At 51.2% G+C, this 18,444-nt stretch carries 18 protein-coding genes; 13 read left to right on the forward strand and 5 right to left on the reverse strand.

Annotated features, from left to right (window positions below; translation table 11 throughout):
• Positions 1-66 precede the first annotated feature (66 nt).
• The gene (locus NEV57_RS06450; RefSeq protein WP_257657481.1) at positions 67-981 is read left to right on the forward strand and encodes a glycosyl transferase family 90; all 915 of its coding nucleotides are present in this window, start codon (positions 67-69) and stop codon (positions 979-981) included.
• Here NEV57_RS06450 and NEV57_RS06455 read toward each other — a convergent pair.
• Entirely contained in the window at positions 975-1,529 is a 555-nt protein-coding gene (locus NEV57_RS06455; protein ID WP_257657482.1) for an AAA family ATPase, read from the reverse strand. The genes NEV57_RS06450 and NEV57_RS06455 overlap by 7 nt on opposite strands.
• A gap of 292 nt (positions 1,530-1,821) precedes the next feature.
• Here NEV57_RS06455 and carB point away from each other — a divergent pair, with 292 nt between their 5' ends.
• Positions 1,822-4,638, forward strand: coding sequence for a carbamoyl-phosphate synthase large subunit (carB, locus tag NEV57_RS06460; RefSeq protein ID WP_257657483.1), 2,817 nt, complete (start codon positions 1,822-1,824; stop codon positions 4,636-4,638).
• A gap of 141 nt (positions 4,639-4,779) precedes the next feature.
• On the opposite strand, the gene NEV57_RS06465 is transcribed toward carB, so the two are convergent.
• Complete coding sequence (locus tag NEV57_RS06465) at positions 4,780-6,597, reverse strand: hypothetical protein (protein WP_257657484.1); 1,818 nt, start codon at positions 6,595-6,597, stop codon at positions 4,780-4,782.
• 291 nt (positions 6,598-6,888) lie between these two features.
• Here NEV57_RS06465 and fumC point away from each other — a divergent pair, with 291 nt between their 5' ends.
• Complete coding sequence (fumC, locus tag NEV57_RS06470) at positions 6,889-8,286, forward strand: class II fumarate hydratase (RefSeq protein ID WP_257657485.1); 1,398 nt, start codon at positions 6,889-6,891, stop codon at positions 8,284-8,286.
• Positions 8,247-8,804, forward strand: coding sequence for a fumarate hydratase (locus tag NEV57_RS06475; protein WP_257657486.1), 558 nt, complete (start codon positions 8,247-8,249; stop codon positions 8,802-8,804). The genes fumC and NEV57_RS06475 overlap by 40 nt, the downstream gene beginning before the upstream one ends.
• Before the next feature lie 289 nt (positions 8,805-9,093).
• On the opposite strand, the gene NEV57_RS06480 is transcribed toward NEV57_RS06475, so the two are convergent.
• Positions 9,094-9,480: a DUF3127 domain-containing protein gene (locus NEV57_RS06480; protein ID WP_257657487.1), complete on the reverse strand. Its 387-nt coding sequence runs from the start codon at positions 9,478-9,480 to the stop codon at positions 9,094-9,096.
• Between the two features lie 75 nt (positions 9,481-9,555).
• Here NEV57_RS06480 and NEV57_RS06485 point away from each other — a divergent pair, with 75 nt between their 5' ends.
• Both NEV57_RS06485 and NEV57_RS06490 read left to right on the forward strand, forming a co-directional pair.
• The gene (locus tag NEV57_RS06485) at positions 9,556-10,737 is read left to right on the forward strand and encodes a THUMP domain-containing class I SAM-dependent RNA methyltransferase (protein ID WP_257657488.1); all 1,182 of its coding nucleotides are present in this window, start codon (positions 9,556-9,558) and stop codon (positions 10,735-10,737) included.
• Positions 10,734-11,390 carry an HD domain-containing protein gene (locus tag NEV57_RS06490; protein ID WP_257657489.1) on the forward strand — a complete coding sequence of 219 codons (657 nt, stop codon included), beginning with the start codon at positions 10,734-10,736 and terminating at the stop codon, positions 11,388-11,390. The genes NEV57_RS06485 and NEV57_RS06490 overlap by 4 nt, the downstream gene beginning before the upstream one ends.
• Here NEV57_RS06490 and NEV57_RS06495 read toward each other — a convergent pair.
• Positions 11,384-11,740: a TM2 domain-containing protein gene (locus NEV57_RS06495; RefSeq protein ID WP_257657490.1), complete on the reverse strand. Its 357-nt coding sequence runs from the start codon at positions 11,738-11,740 to the stop codon at positions 11,384-11,386. The genes NEV57_RS06490 and NEV57_RS06495 overlap by 7 nt on opposite strands.
• Entirely contained in the window at positions 11,737-12,039 is a 303-nt protein-coding gene (locus tag NEV57_RS06500) for a DUF2752 domain-containing protein (protein ID WP_307876398.1), read from the reverse strand. Before NEV57_RS06500 ends, NEV57_RS06495 begins: the two co-directional genes overlap by 4 nt.
• A 181-nt stretch (positions 12,040-12,220) precedes the next feature.
• Here NEV57_RS06500 and NEV57_RS06505 point away from each other — a divergent pair, with 181 nt between their 5' ends.
• The 7 genes from NEV57_RS06505 to NEV57_RS06535 all read left to right on the forward strand — a co-directional run bounded on the left by NEV57_RS06505 (position 12,221) and on the right by NEV57_RS06535 (position 18,435).
• Positions 12,221-13,117, forward strand: a complete 897-nt coding sequence (locus NEV57_RS06505; RefSeq protein WP_257657491.1) for a phosphodiester glycosidase family protein — start codon at positions 12,221-12,223, stop codon at positions 13,115-13,117.
• 71 nt (positions 13,118-13,188) lie between these two features.
• Positions 13,189-13,977: a glycerophosphodiester phosphodiesterase gene (locus NEV57_RS06510; protein WP_257657492.1), complete on the forward strand. Its 789-nt coding sequence runs from the start codon at positions 13,189-13,191 to the stop codon at positions 13,975-13,977.
• Positions 13,974-14,807, forward strand: a complete 834-nt coding sequence (locus NEV57_RS06515) for an endonuclease/exonuclease/phosphatase family protein (protein WP_257657493.1) — start codon at positions 13,974-13,976, stop codon at positions 14,805-14,807. Before NEV57_RS06510 ends, NEV57_RS06515 begins: the two co-directional genes overlap by 4 nt.
• A 67-nt stretch (positions 14,808-14,874) precedes the next feature.
• Entirely contained in the window at positions 14,875-15,636 is a 762-nt protein-coding gene (locus NEV57_RS06520) for a DUF4197 domain-containing protein (protein WP_257657494.1), read from the forward strand.
• A 104-nt stretch (positions 15,637-15,740) separates the two neighbouring features.
• Positions 15,741-16,574, forward strand: a complete 834-nt coding sequence (locus NEV57_RS06525) for a universal stress protein (protein WP_257657495.1) — start codon at positions 15,741-15,743, stop codon at positions 16,572-16,574.
• Positions 16,571-17,830, forward strand: a complete 1,260-nt coding sequence (gene pepT, locus NEV57_RS06530) for a peptidase T (RefSeq protein WP_257657496.1) — start codon at positions 16,571-16,573, stop codon at positions 17,828-17,830. The genes NEV57_RS06525 and pepT overlap by 4 nt, the downstream gene beginning before the upstream one ends.
• A gap of 29 nt (positions 17,831-17,859) precedes the next feature.
• The gene (locus NEV57_RS06535) at positions 17,860-18,435 is read left to right on the forward strand and encodes a nitroreductase family protein (protein WP_257657497.1); all 576 of its coding nucleotides are present in this window, start codon (positions 17,860-17,862) and stop codon (positions 18,433-18,435) included.
• The last annotated feature ends 9 nt before the right edge of the window (positions 18,436-18,444 follow it).

Below are 18,444 nucleotides of genomic sequence, written 5' to 3' on the forward strand. Positions count from 1 at the left end.
TTTTTCCAGCGGCATAAACGCAGCAAATTAGGCTATTATATCCGGGCAGTTGCAAATACATTCTTAATGCCCCGCAGCACCTGCCGGCGGCAGCTTAAAGCCAGGCTGCTTTCCGTATCGGCATTTGACAGGCATGTGATCAAGCAGCGCGTTAACCACTATAATAGGCTGGCAGGGCGATACCAGCTTTCGGACGGGGCAATCCGTATTGCCGATGTTGACCGGCTGGCGAGGCCGCGCGTATATAGTTTTGATTCCCAGGAGTACCTGCGTTATTTCCCCGCCTTCCTAAAAATCAATTACCGTTGGGGCGATGTTACCCACGTCCCCGGGGAGCCGGCATTTGTAAAAAGCAGGCCGGTGCAGGGCGATAATGCCAACGCAGTGATCCTGAAACTTGATAAGGTCAGGCACTTTAATTTCATCAACGACCGGAAGCCTTTCCTGCATAAGCAGGATAAACTGATCGGACGGGGAGCCATTACCCAACCGCACCGCATCCGGTTCTACGAACAGTATTTCGGGCATCCCCTGTGTGACCTTGGACAGACCAATACAGACGGAAACCCGCACTGGTCAACGGAAAAGCTCAGCATCGACGCGCACCTGGATTACAAATTTATCCTGGCACTGGAGGGCAATGATGTGGCCACCAACCTGAAATGGATAATGTCGTCCAATTCGCTGGCCGTAATGCCCGTCCCAAAATTTGAGACCTGGTTTATGGAATCGACGTTAATACCCGACTTCCATTATGTGTGCATCAAGGACGACTATTCGGACCTGGAAGAAAAGTTAACGCATTACATCCAACATCCAAACGAGGCATTAAACATCATAGCCAACGCACACCACTTTGTGGCACAGTTCAAAAACCGGGAACTGGAAAACCTGATTTCCCTCCTGGTGATCGAAAAATATTTTTATCGAACCGGACAGCTGAAGCCCATCGATGCATCGCTGTACGAACCGGATCAGTGACCGGTTGCCTTACTGTTTTTAAGAAACCCGTCTACCGCCTGAAGTGCCTGCGCGAACCGCTGGTCACCCAGTCCGGATATCACCTGATAGCTGGCATGGATAGCCTGCAGTTCCCGGTGCCATACCTGCATGAAATGTACTCTTAAATCCGGAAAATCCCGAAGCGGGTCATCCATCCAGGGGAGATCGATGTCCATTAAAAGGAAGAAGTCGTACCGGTGCCGGCTTAGTTCATCGTGTACGGCCTGAGGGGTATGCCCAAACAGGTGATCGCACCACACCTTGATGGTAAGGAACATGGTGTCGCAGATTAACAGGCCATTCTGGGCCAGTGGCACCAGGGACTGTTCCAGGGCCAGCTGGCCATAAAACATATTCATCTCATCCTGCAGCGTGTACTGGCGGTTGAGGTTCAGGCAGTATTCACGGGCATATTCGGGTACGCATACCGTATGATAGTGCCGAGCCAGCTGCTTGGCTATTGTGGATTTACCGGTGGACTCCGGTCCAACTACCGCTATTTTAATCACATGCTGCTGATCGCCCATTGCCGATGGAGATGGTGTGGGGCAATAATAACAAAAGCCCGGTATAATCATGCAATAAATGCAAAAACGTTAAGTACCGCCCGCCCCGAAGAAAACAGCCAGCACCCCCTGCCTGCGCGCCATGAAAAAGTTATTGGCTGATTCTTAAAATATTTAACCGGTTATTCCCCAAAAAGGTTTACCTTTGCACTCCGACAAAGCAGTCGGAATATCCTACCTACAGTTCCTCAGGCATTCATGCTGTTTTGTACCCTAACGATAGTTGGAATTTGTTAACATTTTTCACCATATAATGCCCAGAAACACCTCCATTAACTCCGTATTAATTATCGGCTCAGGTCCTATTGTCATTGGTCAGGCCTGCGAATTTGACTATTCCGGCTCACAGGCCGCGCTGTCGCTTAAAGAAGAAGGGATCACCGTATCCATCATCAATTCCAATCCGGCGACCATCATGACCGACAAGGTTATTGCAGACCACGTCTATTTATTGCCGCTTACCTGCGAAAGTATCGAGCAGATTCTTCAGGAGCAGCAAATTGACGCGGTATTACCCACGATGGGCGGCCAAACCGCACTTAACCTCTGCATACAGGCCGATGAGCGGGGACTATGGGAAAAATACAATGTACAGGTAATCGGCGTGGATGTTGCTGCCATAGAAAAAACGGAAAACCGCGAAGAATTCCGTAAACTGATGGTCGACATCGGTGTCGGCGTAGCCCCATCCAAAATCGCCAACTCTTTCCTCGAAGGAAAGGAAGCTGCCCAGGAGATTGGATTCCCATTGGTTATCCGTCCATCTTATACCCTTGGCGGGACCGGTGGCGGGTTCGTGCATAAAAAAGAAGATTTTGAAGCTGCCTTAAGCCGTGGGTTACAGGCATCGCCTACGCACGAAGTACTGGTAGAGCAGGCCGTGTTGGGATGGAAGGAATTTGAGCTCGAACTGTTGCGTGACGGCAACGACAACGTGATTATTATCTGTACCATCGAAAATTTCGATCCGATGGGCATCCATACAGGCGACTCCATCACCGTAGCCCCGGGCATGACACTCAGCGACCGCTGCTACCAGGAGATGCGTAACCAGGCCATTAAAATGATGCGCGCGATCGGCAATTTTGCCGGCGGATGTAATGTCCAGTTTTCGGTCAATCCGGAAAATGAGGATGTCATTGCCATTGAGATCAACCCGCGGGTATCCCGGTCATCTGCCCTGGCATCGAAAGCCACTGGGTACCCCATCGCCAAAATCGCTTCCAAACTAGCCATCGGCTATAACCTGGATGAGATTGAAAACCAGATCACCAAAACAACATCGGCCTACTTCGAACCGACACTCGACTACGTCATCGTGAAAGTTCCGCGCTGGAATTTCGCCAAGTTCAAGGGCGCAAACCGCGAACTGGGCCTACAGATGAAGTCCGTGGGCGAGGTGATGGCAATCGGACGCACATTTATCGAAGCCTTGCAGAAAGCCTGTCAGAGCCTCGAAATCGGTCGCAGCGGACTGGGTGCGGATGGACGGCAGAGCCGCAACCTGGAAGAGATTATGCATAGCCTCGAACATCCGAGCAGCGACCGCCTCTTCCATATTAAGGACGCGTTTGAAATGGGCGTACCGCTCGAATCCATCCGCAAAACCACGAACATAGACAAATGGTTTCTGGTCCAGATACAGGAACTGGTGCATTTTGAAACAGAGTTGCGCCGCTACCAGCTCAACAACATCCCCAAAGACTTTTTCCTTACCCTCAAACAAAAGGGATATTCCGACGCACAGCTCGCCTGGCTGCTTGGCAACGTCACAGAGGACGACGTATATTACCGGCGCAAGGAACTCGGCATCCGCCGGGTATACAAAATGGTAGACACCTGTGCCGCTGAGTTCCCGGCTCAGACCCCTTATTACTACTCCACATTTGAGGAGGAAAACGAATCAGTGGCTTCCGACCGGAAAAAAATAATCGTACTGGGATCCGGCCCTAACCGTATCGGCCAGGGCATCGAGTTCGATTATTCCTGTGTACACGGCCTGTTGGCGGCAAAAGAAGCCGGCTATGAGGCCATCATGATCAACTGTAACCCGGAAACGGTGTCGACGGACTTTAACATGGCCGACAAGCTCTACTTTGAGCCGGTATTCTGGGAGCATGTACGTGAAATCATTGAACTTGAAAAACCGGTTGGCGTTATCGTACAGCTTGGCGGGCAGACCGCCCTCAAAATGGCCGAGCAGCTGGAGTCCAACGGTGTCCGTATCATCGGCACATCGTTCCAGAATATGGACCTTGCCGAAGACCGCGGCCGGTTCTCCGACTTGCTCAAATCACTGGACATTCCCTACCCCCGGTACGGAGTAGCCGAAAGTGCAGAAGAAGCGCTTAAGGTGGCCAATGCAGTGGGTTATCCGGTACTTGTACGCCCCAGCTACGTCCTTGGCGGCGAACGCATGAGCATTGTTATTAACGATGAAGAGCTCGAAACGGCTGTAGTCAAACTCCTGCGCAACCTGCCCGGAAACCGGGTGCTGATCGATCATTTCCTCGATCGCGCAGAGGAAGCCGAGTCCGACTCCATCTGTGACGGTGAGGATGTGCATATTATCGGCATGATGGAACACATCGAACCGGCGGGCATCCACTCCGGCGATTCCAGTGCCGTACTTCCGCCGTTCAGCCTATCAAAAAACGTTCAGGAAAAAATGGAGGAATACACCATCAAGCTCGCCAAAGCACTGAACGTAAGCGGACTGCTTAACATCCAGTTTGCCATAAAAGACGAAAACGTATATGTGATTGAAGCCAACCCACGCGCTTCCCGGACGGTGCCGTTTATTGCCAAGGCATACGATGTGCCTTATATTAATATAGCTACCAAAGTAATGCTGGGCACCAATAAACTGAAGGATTTCACCATCGAACGCAAACTGAAGGGTTATGCCATTAAAGAACCGATCTTCTCATTTGATAAATTCCCCGATGTCGATAAACAGCTTGGCCCGGAGATGAAATCTACCGGTGAGGCGATTCGCTTTATCAAAGACCTGGACGATCCGTTCTTCCGGGAAATGTATGCAAAAAAATCGATGTACCTGAGCAAATAGCGAGGTCATAGATCCATACAATATTATTCAAAGAAAAACCCCGGCAGTCATTCCTGCCGGGGTTTTTCTTTTCGCATGATACCCTTTACCCATTCCCTGCCGGACCCTCGGTGGCATTTCCTGCAGTTCATTGCCGGCCGGCTACGACAGCGTCTTCACAACATGTGCCCCGGCTAATTGAAGTTGTATTTTTTCCACATCTGCCATGGCAGCTTTCATTTCGTCTGTCCCCGTGTGGGTATAACGCTGCAGCTCGTGGACAATAGCATGGTAATATTCGATCCCCCGCAGGAGGTTATCACAAAAAGACTGATAATAGACGATACGCTTTTCAGTAAAATCATGCTGGTGTTTTCCGATTTCTCCTTTTAAGTAATCGACATAAAGGCGTAGCTCATTGACGAACAGGTTTGGACGGAAACGGCCGTTCAATACGTTGACTTTACCGTAAATGTGACCGACCATTTCCTTCAGCGATACGATACTGGAAAAGTAGGCCAGGTTGGGTCCCGGGCAGATCGTTACCGCCCGGAGGTTGTGTGCGGGTGTTATGTTATTGACCAGTACAGCCGGCGCGGCGAGCCCCTCACACAGGCAGTCCTTTTCCGTAATTGCCGCCACCAATTGCCGGTATGCCTGCTCATCGGGAAAACGGATACGTGCTTCCTGCAGTTTCAGGTGCTGGTATAGCCTCGAAGCAGTGCAGATCGCTTTATCCGTATATTCCGTATTAAACGAAAGGAATTTCTTGTGGCAGGGACTGCCCGGACGGTTCCTGGCGATCCGCAGTTTCCGTTGTTCCTCGGAGCTGCTCGGACGGAAGTTATGGAAAGGCACCCCGAGCGGCGACGCGTTACTCAGGTAAAAATCCCCGGGCTGTGCATCCGCCAGTTTACCGAGTGTATCTTCATCCACATTCGTGGCTTCAGGGACCAGCAGAAAGGGGCTTCCCCAGCCGGTGCCATCCAATTGATAATAATCCCGTAGAAATCGGTCCTCACCAGCTGTACCGATTCCGCCCTGTACAGTAATACGCTGCGGGGGATTCCCCCCGAACCCCGGCCGTTGTTTTGTGATGAGCGCGGTATCGCACAGGCCTTTCAACTCGGCATAAAGCATCTCTCGTTGGGTCTTGAATGTTTCCATAATCGGTCCCAGCAGCATCCCGTCACTGATGAATGCGTGTCCGCCGCAATTCAGGCCGGACTCGATCCGGAACTCGGACACCCAGAGCCCTTTCTTCGCCAGCAGTTTGCCCTGGATCAACGCCGACCGGTAATCACTTACTTTCAGAATGATCCGTTTAGCAAGCCTGCCGTTTCCATCCGGGAAGAAATCGTCAAACTGTTCAAAGTAGCTATACAGCCGCGGGTTTAACCCAGCCGACAGGATAACAGCCGACTGGAGTGTGCTCATCGCAAATCCCCGCAGCGCAGCCGACGCATCCGAATACTCCGGCGGCAACGGAGAGCCATCTGCTGCATAATTTGTTTTGTCGACCTTGGTCATGATGTTCACATCAATCGCGCCCGCTGTAACGGCCGCACGAAGTTCGGTGGCCAGCCTTTCCCGCTCGGCACTTTTGCTGGAACACATCGTTATGTAATCCCGTTTCACCGGCGATTCATCCGGCAGCAGTTCGAAATAACGGGTAAGCTCACTGCCCGCTTCAAACTGTCCGTTGCGCAGCCGTGTCACCTGCTCATTAACGATGTCGTGTACCAGGTTGAGGTACGCTGTAATCCGCCGGGCCCTGTAGTCGGTAGCATGAGTTGAAATCGGACGAAACGGGCGACCGGATGCCGGTGTATAAAACGCCCGCATCTGCTCCAGCAGGTGATCGTCGGCCAGGGAAAGTGCTGATGCAATGCCATATCGCGCCACTTTCAGCGGTGTGTCAATCGTAAATCCCAGTCCCATTACGGGTATATGAAAGCGATGTTGATTGGTTTCGTTCATGGTGTGTTTTTCAGTGCCGGCTTCACGCTCATTCGATCGCGGATTAAGCCTAACAAAATTAACGATTCCCCATCCACACGCCGTGACAACGGTCAGTTATGAGAATGACGGGTATCATAATTATTTCGTGTGTGCAAGCTGTGATGCACAGGTGCATATGCCCGGCTGGGCATATGCAGTTGCAGCAATGGCCGTGGCAGATGAGCTGGCTATGCTTATTTTCCATTATATTTCCGCACATCTCCCATATCATTTGTAACTTTGGACGATTTAATCAAAAACAACGATTCCATGTCATACCGAATAGAACACGATACCATGGGCGAGGTGCAGGTACCTGCCGACAAGTATTGGGGAGCGCAAACCGAACGCTCACGCAACAATTTCAAAATTGGTCCGGCAGCCTCCATGCCAAAAGAAATTATTGAGGCATTCGCCTACCTTAAGAAAGCCGCCGCTTACACCAATACGGATGCAGGTATACTCCCGGCCGAAAAGCGCGACCTGATCGCCCGGGTATGTGACGAAATATTGGCGGGCCAGCTGGACGATCAGTTTCCGCTGGTCATCTGGCAGACCGGTTCCGGCACGCAGTCGAATATGAATGTGAATGAAGTGGTCTCCAACCGTGCCCATGTGCTCCAGGGACATAAACTCGGCGAAGGAAAACCCTTTATCCATCCCAATGACGACGTAAATAAATCGCAGTCATCCAACGACACCTATCCTACAGCTATGCACATCGCTGCCTATAAGCGGATTATTTCCACCACCATCCCAGGCGTGGAAAAGCTGCGGGATACGCTGAAGGCAAAATCAGAAGCATTTGCCGGAGTAGTGAAAATCGGACGTACCCACTTGATGGACGCAACGCCGCTAACCCTGGGACAAGAATTTTCAGGTTATGTGGCCCAGCTGGATTATGGCTTGAAAGCACTCAGAAATACGCTGGACCACTTGGCGGAACTGGCACTTGGCGGAACGGCTGTGGGTACAGGCATTAACACGCCAAAGGGTTACTCCGAGAATGTGGCCAAGTATATCGCCGGGTTTACAGGACTTCCCCTGCGTACGGCACCCAATAAGTTCGAGGCACTTGCTTCCCACGATGCCATCGTAGAGAGCCATGGTGCACTGAAACAGCTGGCCGTATCGTTGCATAAAATCGCTAACGATATCCGCATGCTGGCTTCCGGTCCACGCTCAGGTATCGGCGAAATCCTGATTCCCGAAAACGAACCGGGATCATCCATTATGCCCGGCAAGGTCAATCCGACGCAGTGTGAAGCACTGACAATGGTTGCCGCACAGGTCATAGGCAATGACGTGACTATCGCATTCGGCGGTGCCAATGGCCACTATGAGCTCAACGTATTCAAACCGGTGATGGCCGCCAATTTCCTGCAATCCGCGCAACTGATCGGCGATGCCTGCGTATCCTTCAACGACCACTGTGCTGTTGGTATTGAGCCCAACTACGCCGGTATCAAAAAGCACGTGGAAAATTCGCTGATGCTTGTTACCGCACTCAATCCGCATATCGGCTATGAGAATGCCGCCAAAATCGCAAAAAAGGCACACAAAGAAAACAAATCGCTCCGCGAAGCGGCGCTGGAGCTGGGCCTGTTAACCAATGAGCAATTTGACGAATGGGTGCGGCCAGAGGATATGATCGGCGGGTTGAAGTAACGGCCGGCGACTCCCGAAAATCATTTTTACCACCGCTATCGGCACTGCTGCTGATCGCGCTTTGCCTTTCTGCATGCCGTTTTAACCCCGACATACGACAGGAAGGCCTGGAATACCTGCATGGCCACTGGACACAGGACAGTGTAGCCATGCAGGGCGACCTGCTGCAATACACCCTGCATGAACTGACTGTCGCCCCCGACTCCATCTATTTCACCCTGCGCACCACAGCCCGGGTAAAAAAGATGGCCGATTCATGCTATAATAATGGAACATGGGTAGAATATGCCCGGGGCATCTACGTTGTACGACAGGACAGTCTGCTGGTGGAGGGCTGGTACCGTCAGGCTGACGGGCAGCTCAAAACGGCCGGTTGCCATCACATCGGTAAATATCGGCCGCGTTTCCTTATCCTGCACCATACAGCCGATTCACTGATCCTCGAAGAGCGGCTCAGCCGGCAACGGCTTTTGTTACGGAGGGTCGCCGGCAACCCTGGCGAACCATCGGAACAGTAACCTGCCGGCTGCGTTTCCATGTAAACGGCTGCAGGGCTTCCATCTTTCTTTCTCAGTTGCCGGACTGATTCAAATACCGTATACTTTACGTTAGGTAATCCGATACGGACCCCGTAGGGATATCATAGGGATTTCCCCCTACAAAGTCCCTATCATCTTCCTTTATGATGTAGCCGGGAAATCAAACGGGGCACTACCTCATACCTGGCGGAAAGAAGCAACAAAAAAAGGCGGCACAGATCCTGCGCCACCCTCTTCGATTTATCAACAAATACGTTTGTTTACATTTTTAGAACGGTAGATCGTCGTCCTTTCCATCGTCAGCAGAAATATCTACTGTCGGTGGCGTGCTGGGAGCCGGTGCAGCCGCATAAGCTGACCCTCCGTTTTCCGATCCGGTCACTTTACTTACCCGCCAGGCCACTAACGAATTGAAATAGCTGGTTACCCCGTCTTTATTGGTCCAGGGACGTCCACGCAGGTTAAATGAAACTTCCACCTCTTCACCGATGCCCAGGTTATCAAACAATGAGGTACGGTCCTGTGTTGCCTCAAAACGGATATATTCAACAAATTGAGGGTTCTCCGCATATTGGATGATTAGATCTCTTTTCTTAAACGTATCGGTAACCTGCTGCACATCACCAATTTCGTGTACTTTTCCTCGTATTTCCATTACTTTGCGATTTTATTGAAACTGTAAAATTAAAAATTTTTTACCTACAATAATAGGTAACTTTGCCGAAATCTTATGGAAGTTTTCAACACCCCGGCTAAAATCATTATCACGTGTTACCGACGCCTGTCGCCCTACCTGCAAGACGAAGTAAGGCAACTCGGGTTCGATGTCAAACAAGCTTTTGCTACAGGCATTGAGCTCGAAGGGACAGTCAACGATTGCATCCGACTCAACCTGAACCTGCATTGCGCCAGCCAGGTCTTTTATTCCCTGAAGGCGTTTCGCGCAAATGACCCCCAGGAACTTTATGAAGCACTGGCGGACGTTCCCTGGGAAACACTCATTGCAGCTGACGGCTATGTTTCTGTTACGTCCAATGTAAACAATTCCACCATTACCACACCGCTCTTTGCCAACTTAAAGGTAAAAGATGCAATTGCCGACCGCATCAAGAGCAAAAAGGGACTCCGGCCCGACAGCGGGCCAAGCCTGCAGCGGACCGTGGTGCACCTGCATTGGCAGAAAGACCGTGCAGAGGTCTTTCTCGATACTTCAGGGGAAACCCTTGCCAAGCACGGCTACCGCAAATTCCCCGGCAAAGCGCCAATGCTGGAGTCGCTGGCCGCCGGCGTGGTGTATGCCACTCGTTGGGATAAGCAATCGGTCTTTATCAACCCGATGTGTGGGTCGGGAACCCTGGCCATCGAAGCAGCACTCATTGCAACGAACCGCAAGCCGGGTCTTTTTCGGATGAATTACGCATTCATGCACATCCTGGGTTACGATGAGCAGGTCTTCTTTGCCGAGCGGCGCAAACTGAAAGAGCAGGTCAACAAACAGGCACCGGCCAAAATTGTAGCCTCAGACCGTTCAAAAGAGGCCGTTGAAACGGCCATTCTTAATGCCAAGACCGCGGGAGTGGATAAGCTTATTGACTTTCATGTCTGCGATTTTGCCGAAACACCCCTGCCCGGGGCGCCCGGAGTGGTTGTCTTCAATCCCGAATATGGCGAGCGTATGGGGACACATACCAAACTGGAGGCTACATACAGCCGCATCGGCGACTTTTTCAAACAGGACTGTGGCGGCTATACCGGCTACGTGTTTACAGGCAACCCCGACCTGGCCAAAAAAATAGGCCTGCATTCGTCGCGCCGGATTGAATTTTATAACGGAAGACTGGATTGCCGGCTACTGGAATATGAAATTTATGCGGGTAGCCGCCGGCAACCTGCTGACAGGCCGCATTCATGAAACACTGCATTGATCAAACGGTCAATTTTGTGCGCCGGCAATTGGCCAATGCGGAGGCAGGACACGATTGGTGGCATATCCTGCGGGTATGGAATAACGTTAAGTACCTCCTTACCCGGGAACCGGCAGACACACTTGTATGCGAGCTGGCTGCCCTGCTGCACGATATTGCCGACAGCAAGTTCCATGGTGGCGATGAAACGCTGGGACCCCGGATCGCAGGCGAATACCTAAACGGAATCGGAGTGGATGAGAACCGGGTAAAGCATGTGCAGGAGATTATACTGAACATGTCATATAAGGCGAGCCTGGGCCATGTTACCTTTCATTCACCGGAGCTGGCCATCGTACAGGATGCTGACCGGCTGGATGCCATCGGCGCCATTGGCATTGCCCGTGCGTTCCATTATGGCGGCTTCAAAAATCGCGAACTATATAACCCCGGTATTCCTCCCGTCACCCAACAGAACAGGGAGTCGTACAAAAACAGCACCGCCCCGACGTTAAATCATTTCCACGAGAAACTGCTCCTGCTGAAGGACAAAATGAACACCGATACCGCAAGGGAGCTTGCCGCCTCACGGCACGCCTTTATGGAGCAATACCTGGCACAGTTCCATGCAGAATGGGCAGGCGGATTGCCCGCTCAGTAACCCGCTACCATTTGGAGGCATTCGCGCGTTGCGCGCTGGTTATACTCATCAGTCATGCTCTTGTGGTTAATCAGGTCGACAATCGTGCCTATCCAGCAGAAGCCAACGGTCAGGAAATAGATAACACCCATTGCTACCTGGCCAAGTATAAAGCGCTGCACGCCGGCAAATCCCAGAAAACCAAGCAGCGTAAACAGCAGGATATCCTGTGCGCGTTTTCGTTTGCCAATATAGAGCAGCACGAAATTTTTAAGCTGGTCATCGGTCAGTGAGGCGGTGGCATGCTGGAGGTACAGCAGTTCATCGGGCGTGATTCCCTCGATGTTCATCAATATGTTACGGTTGCTCATAGGTATCGTAATTTAGCTGTTATATTCAGTTTTGTCAAACAATAAATTCGGTGGACAAGCACCAAAAAAGCCGGAATTCCCAGCGGGTGCATTGATACGGATGCTACAAACTCGCCATGCATCAACAGGGTGAGCGAACGGCCTAACCCACATCCCGGACACCAGTCGACACCCACATTTTCCAATGGACACAGGGTGAAATGATGCATACCGGGATTGGATAAGTAAAGCAGCACCAATGCCCCTATCCAACAGCATAATTCAATCGGAAACCTGGAAAATTGGACCTGCTGCATCATATTTATGCTAATTAGATGTGTGCCCTTTCAGGATGTTACATCCGGTGTTTTGGTAATTGCCTGATAAAAGTAAACAATCTTTCTGTAAAACAAATAAGAGGCCGCTGCCGTCATTTATAGCTAATTCCTTGATACCCCGGTAATATTTATATAATTTGCGATTCGCATATTGCCAACGATTATGAAAACAAAAAAACAATACTTTCAACGTTTAACCGGTGCAGCCTATCTCGTAGGCTGTATTTTATGGTTGGCTCCGCAGTTTATTTTTGCGCAGACCCCGGCAGATTCACTCCGCATCGTCACGACCGTATGGAAGGAAAAAGCCATAGCCCCGGGGGCGGTTTGGAAACAGGCACATTTTGACAGCCTGTTTGCATCCCAGCAGGAAGTCAACCTGCTGGAGATCGACCTGACAAACCCCGACCGCACCATCGCGTTTGCCGGATTGCCCGATGGTGTTGAGCTGACCAGTGTTTTTGCCAAAGAAGCAGGTGCCCTGGGCGCTATCAATGCCACATTTTTTGACGTACAGCACGGGGGTGCCACTACATTTGTACGGATCGACGGGAATGTGGTCAACGAAACGAAAATGCTGCTGCCCAATGGCACCAATCATGAACGGGCCAACGGTGCCCTGATTGTCGACGGAAAGACAGCCTCCATTGTCCTTGGCGACAATCAGACTGCCGGCTGGGATAAACGCTTGGAAGGAGCCAACGTTATGGTATGCGGCCCGATGCTGTTACAGGACGGAACGGCTGTGGCACTGCAGAAAAACGCATTCAACGACAACCGCCACCCCCGGTCAGCCGTGGCACATACTGCCGATAATAAGCTTGTGCTGCTTACGGTAGACGGGCGGAACGCCAGCGCCCACGGCATGAACCTGCCGGAACTGGCTTTTTTACTGCGCGTAATGGGCATGCAGGATGCGCTCAACCTCGACGGAGGTGGGTCAACGACATTGTATTTGAAGGGAGAAACCGAATCGGGGGTGGTAAATTATCCATCAGACAATAAAAAATTCGATCATGAAGGTGAACGTAAGGTAGCCAATGTCATTCTGGTCTTTTAATTCCGGCAAATTAGTTACCTTTAATGAGCCATACATATAATCAATTTATTCATTCGCTGAAAACGAAAACCATGAATTTGATCACCCGCACCCTACTGGCTGTTATTTGCTGCACCATGTCACAAACCACCTTTGCCCAATTTGTCCAAAATGAAGCCATTGCCCACCGCGGCGCCTGGAAGGTAGACAACCTGCCGCAAAACTCCATCGCTTCGCTGCACCGTGCCATCGAGTTGGGCTGTGCAGGCACTGAATTTGATGTGCACCTTACCAAAGACGGTGTACTCGTGGTGAACCACGACAAAGATTTCTACGGGCTGGATATTGCTACCTCAACATATGCCGAATTGCTGGCCAAAAAACATCCGAACGGGGAATCGATCCCAACAGCGGAGGCCTACCTGCGTGAAGGCATGAAGCAGCGCAAGACTAAGCTTATCTTTGAACTCAAAACCTCACCCCTGGGGCTGGACCGTACGCTTGAAGCGGCCGACCAATCAATAGAACTGGTCAAAAAACTACATGCGGGGGATTGGGTCGAGTACATCCTGTTTGATTATGCGGGTGCAAAACGGATCATCGAGCTGGATCCACAGGCTAAGGTTTATTACCTGAATGGCGACGTAACGCCGGCCCAGGCCAAAAAGGATGGCTTTTATGGCCTGGATTACCATTTTGACGTGTACAAGAAAAATCCGACCTGGATTCAGGAAGCGCAGCATCTCGGACTCGTGGTTAATGCGTGGACCGTTAACACGGAGGAAGAAATGATCCGGCTGCTCGATCAGCAGGTTGAGTACATTACCACCGACCAGCCGGGGCTACTGCTTGACGTCATCCAGCAACATGCTAAAAAATGAAAAAAACAGCCGTCACCGCCCTGCTCTTTTTTACCTGCATTGCCTTTGGCATTGCCCAGCAATTCCGTGTAGCCACCTACAATATCCGGTATGATGCCACAGGCGATATCGGCAACCTTTGGGAAGACCGGGCACCCCATCTTACCGGGCTCATCCGGTTCCATGGTTTCGACATTTTCGGCATTCAGGAGGGGCTTAAGCATCAGGTAGAGGCAATCAAAGCGGCTCTTCCCGGTTATGCCTATATCGGTGTTGGGCGCGATGATGGCAAGGAACAGGGTGAGTATTCAGCCATATTTTTTGACACAACGAAATTTGAGGTGGTCAGGCAGGGCACCTTTTGGCTTGCTGAAAATACGGGGACACCCAACAAAGGCTGGGATGCGGCCCTGCCACGTATCTGTACCTGGGGATTATTCAAGGACCGGCGTACCGGCTTCCGGTTTTTCCTGTTCAACACCCATTTTGACCACGTGGGTACCGAAGCCCGGACGGAAAGTGCTAAACTTATCGTAAAAAAAGCCAGTGAACTGGGCAGCGGTACACCGATGATCATCACCGGCGACTTTAATGTGGACCAGCACAGCGACAGTTACCAGTTGCTCCACACTGGTGGAGTAGTAGAAGATGCATATGAGCTATCGCCCCTGAAATATGCACCTAATGGCACTTTCAATAGTTTTGACATCACCCGTGTGAGTGACAGCCGGATCGATCATATTTTTCTTTCTCCTCCGTTTAAGGTGGTCCGCTATGGTATACTGACAGACAGCTATGCGGGCAAGCTGCCCTCTGATCACTTTCCGGTAATGGCAGAAATCCGCTATTGATTGCTTTCTTAGCCCGAGAATGGTACCTTTACGCCTTTATCCAACGTATGGTTAACTTTTTTATCCTATGAAGAATCGGCTGAAAGTACTTTCCCTTGCCTCCTCACTCCTCCTGTTTACCAAGTGCGATACACTGAGCCAGATGACATACCCGGACGGTGCTGCCACAACACCATCCGGCGGCACAACGCAGGGCACGGCCGTTTCTTCCAGTGAAATCGCCGCGGGCATAAAGCAGGCTTTGAGCCAGGGATTAGACAGGAGCATTCAGTCGCTCGCGGTAAAAGACGGCTTCCTGGGCAATACAGCGGTTAAAATCCTCATGCCCCCGGAGGCACAAAAAGTAGAACGTACCCTACGGGATATTGGGCTGGGGTCGTTGTGCGACAACCTGATCCAAAGCCTTAACCGCGCAGCAGAAAGCGCCGTAAGCGAAGCGGCACCGGTGTTCGTTTCGGCACTTTCGCAGCTCACCGTCCGCGATGCAACCAATATCCTGCTCAGCGGGCAGAAGGATGCGGCTACTCAGTTTTTCCAGCGCGCCACCACGGATGAACTGACCAAGCGGTTCAGTCCCATTGTGGAGCAGGCGCTGGGCAAACACAATGTCGCACAGTACTGGAGCACCGTGATGACCAGCTATAACCAGATTCCCCTTATTAACGATAAGGTGGAAACCGATTTGAACAAGTACGTAACCCAGAAAGCCATAGCCGGCCTCTTTCATCAGGTTGCCCAGGAAGAACTTAAAATCCGCAATAACCTCGGCGGTACACGTACCACACCATTGCTGAAAAAGGTATTCGGCTACGCCGACAAACAGCAATAATATGCCGGCTGCTTTTCTTTCATCCGTTCAAATAGCGATCTTTTCCTATCTTTGGGAGATACACTAAGCCCATTGCCAGTTAGGGGTGCTTTATAGACGATTGAATGAACACGTTTTTAGTCCCGGTTGATTTTTCCGATGTATCGTATAATGCAGCGCAGTATGCAGTGGATATGGCCGGGGAATTAAAAGCGCTGCGGCTTATTTTCTACCACTCCTATAAGGAAGCACCCGTAGACAGGACCCGATCCGAACAGGGGCGGAATCCATACCATGAAGTGGCCATGAAGCATTTAGACACGATGGTCAGCAAGCTTCATCGGATCAATGACATGAAGGACCGTATCCTGCTACTCGCCGATGACCAAAGTGTAAAGGCAGGTGTGGAAGCCATTGTCAACATCCATCAGGTATCCATCATCATCATGGGAATTGCCGGCTTATCTGATATTGAAAACACCCTTATTGGCCGGCATACACTGGCCGTGGCGGAATCTGGTATCGCACCGCTTCTGATTGTACCGCGTGATCACCTGCTCCGGTCCATAAAAAAAGTAGCCTACGCCACCGACCTGGTCGATGTGGAGACTGAAACGCCCATCAATTCCATTGTCCAGCTGGTAAGCCCCTTCCGCGCAGAAATGCATATCCTGCATGTGGATTATGCACTAAAGCGCCAGTCGCCGGCGACGCTGCTTGGCCAGAAACAACTCATGCGATACCTGGATGAACTAACCCCCGTTTTTGAAACCATCAGCACACATAAGGATACGGCAACAGGCATATTCGACTACGTAAAAAAACAGCACATTGACCTGGTCCTTATCGCCTCGAAAAATTACGGTATTTTACGTCGGCTATTTCATTCCAGCGTGCGCAAAAAATTACTGAATATTACGGATGTACCCGTTGTACTACTAAAGAAAAAACGACTATGAATGAGGTGATAAACGCAGTTGAGGCGTTTACCGTTGAAGAACGGTTTTTGCGATATGTACAAATAGATACGGAGTCCGATCCCGCTTCTTTATCCTGTCCGTCCACGGAAAAACAAAAAAATCTCGGTCAGGTCCTGGTTAACGAGTTATTGGCCATGGGCATTGTTGATGCCCACCTCGACTCCGATGGTTATGTATATGCAACCATTCCCGCCAACACGGACAAACGGGTACCAACGATCTGCTTTTGTTCACACATGGATACATCGCCCGATTGCACTGGCGCTGATGTAAAGCCAGTGGTGCACCGCGGTTACGCAGGGGGAGACATTAACCTGCCTGATGATCCCGATGTGATTATCCGATGGGATGAGCACCCTGACTTGTCCAGGCAACTGGGCAACGACATCATTACCGCCAGTGGAAAGACGTTGTTAGGTGCGGACGATAAGGCTGGTATTGCTGAAATTATGGACGCAGCACGCATTTTAATGCATTATCCTGCCATTAAACACGGTACCATTAAAATCCTGTTTACACCTGATGAGGAGATCGGCCGGGGTGTGGATCGGGTGGACCTCCGGAAGCTTGGTGCGGACTTCGCATATACCGTAGACGGCGAAACAGCCGGAACCATCGAGGATGAAACGTTTTCGGCAGATGGCGCCGTGATCACTATTCATGGGGTCGGCGTTCACCCCGGTTTTGCCAAAGGAAAAATGCAAAGTGCGATAAAAATTGCCGCGGAAATCGTGCATGAACTTCCTTCCGGCCGACTGTCGCCGGAAAGCACCGGCGGGCGCGAAGGTTTCGTGCATCCGGTATCTTTCAAAGGAGGGGTGGAACAGGCGGAAATCACATTTATTATCCGTGATTTTACCGATGAAAAACTGCGGGCACATGGAGAAGAGCTGGAAGCATTGGTCAAATCGGTACTGGCATCCCACCCCGGTTGCAGCTACCGGTTTACCGTCAACGAACAGTACCGCAACATGAAACAGGTGCTTGACCAATACCCCCAGGTAATGGATATTGGTATGGAGGCGATCCGGCGGGCAGGTATGGAGCCGGTACGGCGCAGTATCCGCGGCGGAACAGACGGCTCCCGGCTCTCCTTCATGGGGCTTCCCTGTCCGAACATTTTTGCGGGCGGCCATGCTTTCCACGGCCGGGAAGAGTGGGTATCCGTACAGGATATGCAAAAATCCGTACGCACTATCCTCCACATCGCCGCATTATGGGAAGAGCGGGGTTAACATAATACGGTTTAATCAATCCATATTAAATGACAGCACACGACAATAATTCATTACAGGAACTGATAAAGAACCGCCGGAGCATCTTTCCGGACAGCTATACAGACCGGGAGCTTTCCAAAGAAACGTTATTGCAATTGCTGGAATGCGCCAATACAGCGCCAACGCATAAACTTACGCAGCCCTGGCGTTTCACGGTATTCCGCGGCGAAGCATTAACCCGGTTGGCGGATAAAATGGCCTCCCTTTATCAGGAAAACACACCGGCGGCGCTTTTCCTGCAAAAGAAGTATGAGGCTACCCGAAGAAAAGTACTCCGGTCGGCCGCTGTCATTGCCATTAACATCCATTACTCAGGGGAAGTCCCCAAATGGGAAGAGTTGGCTGCCACCGCCTGCGCCGTGCAGAACCTCTGGCTGTCGGCTTCTGCCGAAGGTATCGGTGGTTATTGGAGCAGTCCGGGCTCAATTAAACACATGGCTGATTTTCTGGAGCTCTCCGATGGGGAAGAATGCCTGGGCTTCTTTTATATGGGATATCACGAGGAGCCGCAGCGGGGGGCTAGCCGGACACCGGTAGCTGAAAAAATACGCTGGGAAGAATAACGCGCACGG

It is taken from the genome of Parapedobacter lycopersici (assembly GCF_024643285.1).
In the GTDB taxonomy this organism is placed as follows: Bacteria; Bacteroidota; Bacteroidia; order Sphingobacteriales; family Sphingobacteriaceae; genus Parapedobacter; species Parapedobacter lycopersici.